Source organism: Flavihumibacter sp. CACIAM 22H1, assembly GCF_001601815.1.
Lineage (GTDB): Bacteria > Bacteroidota > Bacteroidia > Chitinophagales > Chitinophagaceae > Flavihumibacter.
The window spans coordinates 23469-29673 of the sequence record NZ_LUKG01000024.1 but is presented as its reverse complement, the minus strand read 5'-3'; the positions used below and the strand labels follow the sequence as shown (position 1 = coordinate 29673).

Sequence of the window (6205 nt, the reverse complement as noted above, 5' to 3'; positions counted from 1 at the left end):
CACCAGTACGGGAAGCTGCCTTTCAGTACGCTGGTGCAACCAGCTATTGACCTGGCAGCTAATGGATTTGTACTTACGGAAGAAGAAGCATCCAGCCTCAATTCCAATCAGCAGGATTTCCAAAAAAACAATACCCGTACCACCGTTTTTATCAAATCCCTGCCCTGGAAAGCAGGCGATACATTGGTACAACAGGAACTTGCAGCTACGCTGATCCGTATACGGGATAAAGGTCGGGATGGTTTTTACAAAGGCAAAACAGCCCAACTGATTGTAGCAGAAATGAAGCGCGGCAATGGCATTATCACAAAAAAAGATCTTAAAAACTATGTGGCCATCAATCGTAGTCCCAGCCTTTCAACCTATAAAGATTATAAAATACTAACCATGTCGCTGCCCAGCAGCGGGGGTGTTCTGCTTCCCATGATGCTGCAGATGACCGAACAATTTCCCATTCGTCAATATGGATTTCATTCCCTCGAAGCGGTTCAACTAATGACAGAAATTGAACGGCTCGCCTACGCCGATCGTGCCAAATACCTGGGCGATCCGGATTTTTATAAAGTACCCGTACAACAACTGCTCAGCAAAGCCTATCTACAGGAGCGGCTGCGTTTGTTTCGGCCAGGGAAAGCTGGCAACAGTAAAGAGATCGGAGAAGGCATACTCCAACAGGAGTCGGAAGAAACCACTCATTTGAGTGTGTATGATAAAGAAGGCAATGCCGTAGCGGTAACAACCACTTTGAACGGAGGTTATGGATCAGGCACGGTTGTAGGTGGGGCTGGTTTCTTACTTAACAACGAAATGGATGATTTCAGTGTAAAACCAGGCGTGCCTAATATGTACGGCGCTGTGGGTGGCGAAGCCAATGCCATTATGCCCGGGAAACGAATGCTTAGCTCGATGACACCCACCATCGTTCTCAAAAATGGTAAGCCTTTTATTATAACAGGCACACCGGGGGGTACCACCATTACTACCTCGGTTTACCAGACCCTGCTAAATATTCTGGAATTTAATTTAAGCGCGGAAACCACTGTAAATGCGCCCAAATTTCATATGCAATGGCTTCCCGATGTAATTTTTACCGAACCCGGCTTTCCGGAAGACCTGATCAAAAAACTGGAACGTATTGGATATACCATTCATAAGAGAGGGCCTATTGGAAGGACCGAACTGATCCTGATAAAAGAAGATGGCAGTTTGGAAGCAGTAGGCGATAAACGGGGAGACGATGCTGCCCTTGCATATTAAGCCTTACCCGCAAAAAAACAACCATGAGCACAGAACAGCTTTACCTCGATAGTATCCGCCGGCAATTTAATGCCTATAAAACCCTGGGCGACCATTGCCTGCAACAACTAACCGAAGAAGAAATCAATCGTAGCCCGGCAAGCGGGTCCAACAGCATTGCCATTATTGTGCAACATATGCACGGCAACCTGATGAGCCGTTTTACGAATTTCCTTACAGAAGATGGGGAAAAACCCTGGCGCCAGCGCGATCTGGAATTCACCGCTGCCCGGCTTCTGCAGCCGGCTGATCTGCTTCAGTTATGGAACGAAGGCTGGGCCTGCCTGTTTACAACCCTTGATAGCCTTCAACCAACAGACCTTACTAAAACCGTTACCATTCGTACAGAACCACATGCTGCCCTGGATGCCATCAACCGTCAACTGGCGCACCATTCCTCTCATGTGGGTCAGATCATACTGCTGACTAAAATGTATAAAGCCGAAAACTGGCAGTCGCTTTCTATTCCCAGGGGTCAATCCCGGTCATTCAACGAAAAAATGGGCCAGAAGACCTGAGGGCCTTGCATAAGCTGATAAATACGCTTTATTTTGTACTATCCAACCCGGTAAGACCTCTTCCAGTTCCATAGAGAAACCATAAAATACCCCTTTAATCAATTATTTTATGGTTATTCGTATCGTACCCATTGTGTTCCTATTATTTGTTTCAGCCTTTGCTTTTTCACAACCCGTGCACTGGAATATCCGGGCGGGCTGGCATGCCAGCACAGCCCAGATAATTGACAAATCAAGCAGTAAAAAAACGCCGTCCAATTACCTGAACGGTGTTTCCGCAGGCATCGGCATAAAGGTTCAGTTCGATCACCAATTGTATTTCAGTCCGCGTATTCAATACAGCATGCATGGTTTTGAACAAGCGGCTACAAAAAACGATCCTTCCCAGCAGTACCGGCTGCACTATATTGAACTCCCGATCCTGTTGCAGCTTGATTTCTCCCAAAAAGGACAAGGTTTTTTTACTTCGTTTGGCCCCTCTGTTGGAGGCGCCATAGCCGGTTCCCGGAAAACAGGTAATGAAAAGCAAGCCCTTTTATTCGGAATGACGCAGTACAATCGCGTCAATATCGACGCACTTGTCCAGTTTGGGTATGGGTTTAAAAATGGGTTATCGGTAGATGCTTCCTATACCTATGGGCTTACCAGTATAACCAATGGAGATGAATTACCGATCATACGCATGGCACAAATCGGGATAGGACTTTCTTACCGGCTGACGGGCAGCACTGCTCAGAAATAACGGAGCGGGTTGCGTTTCCGGTCGTATATATAATGTTTTATATTCATCCAGAAAGCCGCAATGGTATAGAAAATGATAGGAGATCCCATGGTTAACAGGGATATATACATAAAGTATTTACGGATGGTGGCAGGGGCGATGCCCATTTTTTCTCCTAAATAGGAGCAAACGCCAAACACATGCCATTCAATAAAGTGTTTGAAGTTCTTCATATCACCAAATTAGCAAATTCTGACAAATACACTCGTAAAAGGTTAAAAACAAATCGGTTTTATCGGTAATTTCGCGGTGATTTCACCGAGAAACCGAAATAGCAAACCTAAAACATACTATAGTTATGGTTTTTGACCTCGAGATGATTAAAAAAGTATACGCCAACTTTCCAGGCAGGGTAAATGCTGCCCGCAAGGTGGTTGGTCGTCCGCTCACCCTTACCGAAAAGATTTTGTACGCCCACCTCTGGCAGGGAGATGCTACCCAGGCATTCGAAAGAGGAAACAGTTATGTAGACTTTGCCCCCGATCGCGTAGCCATGCAGGATGCTACGGCTCAGATGGCCCTGTTGCAATTTATGCAGGCAGGCCGTGATAAAGTGGCGGTTCCTTCTACTGTACACTGCGATCACCTGATTGTTGCCAAGGACGACTCCAAAACAGACCTGGTTCGGGCAGTTAATGAAAGTAAGGAAGTATATGATTTTCTCGCTTCGGTTTCAAATAAGTACGGCATTGGTTTCTGGAAGCCCGGAGCCGGTATCATTCACCAGGTAGTGCTCGAAAACTATGCCTTCCCCGGTGGAATGATGATTGGTACTGATTCTCACACGGTAAATGCAGGTGGGCTTGGTATGATCGCAATTGGCGTAGGCGGTGCGGATGCCTGTGATGTAATGAGCGGACTGGCCTGGGAACTGAAAATGCCTAAGCTGATCGGTGTAAAACTTACCGGCAAATTAAATGGATGGGCAGCCCCTAAAGATGTAATTCTGAAGGTAGCCGGTATTCTGACTGTTAAAGGTGGAACCGGAGCCGTAGTTGAATATTTTGGCGAGGGTGCTACCAGTATGAGCTGTACCGGTAAAGGTACGATCTGTAATATGGGGGCTGAAATCGGGGCCACCACGTCTACCTTCGGATACGATGCTAGCATGAGCCGCTACCTTCAATCCACCGGAAGAGCCGACGTAGCTGCGCTGGCAGACGGCATTCAAGAACACCTAACTGCCGACCCGGAAGTATATGCTAACCCGGACCAATATTTTGACCAGGTAATTGAGATCAACCTTAGCGAGCTGGAGCCGCATCTGAACGGACCATTTACCCCGGATCTTGCAACCCCGATTTCCAAAATGAAGGAAGAAGCAGCAAAAAACGGCTGGCCTGTTAAAGTGGAAGTTGGCTTGATAGGATCCTGCACCAACTCTTCGTACGAAGACATCAGCCGCGCTGTAAGCCTGGCCCGCCAGGTAGCAGAAAAAGGGCTGAAAACAAAGGCGGAATTTACGATTACGCCCGGTTCTGAACTGGTTCGTTACACTATTGAGCGCGATGGATTCCTGAGCACGTTCGACCAGATCGGTGCAAAGGTATTTGCCAATGCCTGCGGCCCCTGTATCGGCATGTGGGATAGAATGGGTGCTGAAAAGCAGGAAAAAAACACGATTGTGCATTCCTTCAACCGGAACTTTGCCAAAAGAGCCGATGGAAACCCCAATACCTATGCATTCGTGGCTTCTCCGGAACTGGTAACGGCCCTGGCTATCGCCGGCGATCTGACCTTCAACCCTCTTACCGATACATTGATCAATGAAAAAGGCGAGCAGGTAAAGCTTGACCCGCCTTCCGGTTATGAGTTGCCTCCTACCGGCTTTGCAGTAGAAGATGCTGGTTATCAGGCGCCGGCCGCCGATGGCAGCAGCGTACAGGTAATTGTTGACCCGGCTTCCAAACGCCTTCAGTTGCTGGATCCATTCCCCGCCTGGGAAGGAACCGATTTAAAAGGCTTGAAACTGCTGATTAAAGCAAAAGGAAAATGTACCACCGATCATATTTCCATGGCCGGCCCCTGGCTGAAATTCCGTGGTCACCTCGATAATATCAGTAATAACCTCCTGATCGGTGCGGTTAACTTCTTCAATGAAAAAACCGATACGGTTCAGAATCAGCTCACCGGGGAATACGGTCCTGTTCCGACTACCCAGCGGGCGTATAAGGCGGCCGGTATCGGATCTATCGTTGTAGGCGATGAGAACTACGGAGAAGGTTCCAGCCGTGAACATGCAGCTATGGAACCCCGTCACCTGGGAGTGCGTGCTGTGCTGGTTAAAAGTTTTGCACGGATTCACGAAACCAACCTGAAAAAACAGGGCATGCTGGCACTAACGTTTGCCGACAAAAACGATTACGACAAAATCCGTGAAAACGACAGCATTGATATTCTTGGTTTGACCAGCTTTAGGCCCGGACAGCCCCTGCAATTGGTATTACACCATGCAGACGGTAGTACCGAAACGATCCTGGCAAATCATAGCTATAATGAACAACAGATCGAATGGTTTAAAGCAGGTGCTGCCTTGAATATTATTCGTCAGCAGTTTGCAGGATAACAATAATTTAATACTACGGATAAAAGGGCTGTAAACACGGTTTACAGCTCTTTTTTTACCCATTAGCCCTGGTAATCATATAGTAAAAACACTTATTTTTTGGCGTAATCTTTCGGTTTATCAACTTAATAATTAACTTTATCCACACTTTCCCATTACTCTGCAAGTAGCTTACCCTGTCTCCAATATCATTCCTTAATACCACCGTATCCAATAGCTCCTGAGCCCATTAATTTATAATTGACAACTAAAACCTTGTTGTGAAGAACTTAATAGTATTATTATTACTAGTGAGCAGTGCTGTCCATGGCCAAAACGGAATCGTATTTTATGACCCATGTGAATCTGCTCCCCAGTATGGATGGGGGAATCCTTATCCGAACAATTTCTGGAGTGGTAAAAGCGGAGATGACACTAAAACTTCTTTTTCGGTTTCCAATGAATACCGACGCGCGGGAAACAGCTCCTATCGTTTCGAAATACGCCGCGATGGCAGTTCTCATCTGAATGATAATTTCCGACAGAACCAACTGATCTATAATTTTCTTCCGGCTGGCACTAATGCTACCGATGCAGGAAATATGGGGCAGGCTGCTGCTACCAACAGAACACCGATGGACCTGCGATGGATTAAACTATCCACCCTTGTACCGGCCAACTATCTTCCGAATCAATACCCGGTATCCATTGGTTTGATGTTAAAAAATATTCCAGACGATCATCCTACGCCGCTGGACCTGATCCTTCAAAACGGTGAGTATAATTTACATGTAGTGACCTGGAACAATGGTGTTCCTGCCACACAGGTCATCAATATAGGACAAGTACAACCAGGTATCTGGGAAGATTGGGTGCTTGAACGCAACTACACCGCTTCCGCCGACGGCTTTATCCGGTTATACAGGTACAACAAACTCGTAGCTAATATTACGGGCCCAAACTGGCCGTCTAACAATGTTGCTTATGCGAAAGAACCCTATATTAAAATTGGGGCTGCTAATTACGGATGGGCTGCTAATATTAACCAGGTAATAGGAAATAATA

The 6205-nt window shown here is 46.6% G+C and carries 6 protein-coding genes; 5 read left to right on the top strand and 1 reads right to left on the bottom strand.

Annotated elements, in window-relative coordinates; all coding sequences use genetic code 11:
• The 3 genes from ggt to A1D16_RS08830 form a co-directional block, all read left to right on the top strand.
• Positions 1-1257, top strand: a 1257-nt coding sequence (gene ggt / locus A1D16_RS08840; protein WP_290708999.1) for a gamma-glutamyltransferase, incomplete at its 5' end; no start/stop codon positions are given.
• A gap of 23 nt (positions 1258-1280) precedes the next feature.
• Positions 1281-1814, top strand: a complete 534-nt coding sequence (locus A1D16_RS08835) for a DUF1572 family protein (RefSeq protein ID WP_290708998.1) — start codon at positions 1281-1283, stop codon at positions 1812-1814.
• Positions 1815-1923: 109 nt separating this feature from the next.
• Positions 1924-2556: a porin family protein gene (locus A1D16_RS08830; RefSeq protein WP_290708997.1), complete on the top strand. Its 633-nt coding sequence runs from the start codon at positions 1924-1926 to the stop codon at positions 2554-2556.
• On the opposite strand, the gene A1D16_RS08825 is transcribed toward A1D16_RS08830, so the two are convergent.
• Positions 2547-2768 (bottom strand): PspC family transcriptional regulator, encoded by a 222-nt coding sequence (locus A1D16_RS08825; protein WP_290708996.1) that lies wholly within the window; start codon positions 2766-2768, stop codon positions 2547-2549. The two genes, A1D16_RS08830 and A1D16_RS08825, sit on opposite strands and share 10 nt — an antisense overlap.
• Positions 2769-2893: 125 nt before the next feature.
• Between A1D16_RS08825 and A1D16_RS08820 the strand changes: the two genes are divergently transcribed.
• Complete coding sequence (locus tag A1D16_RS08820; protein WP_290708995.1) at positions 2894-5161, top strand: aconitate hydratase; 2268 nt, start codon at positions 2894-2896, stop codon at positions 5159-5161.
• A 260-nt stretch (positions 5162-5421) separates the two neighbouring features.
• The coding region (locus A1D16_RS08815; protein WP_290708994.1) for a heparin lyase I family protein at positions 5422-6205 on the top strand (784 nt) is incomplete at its 3' end.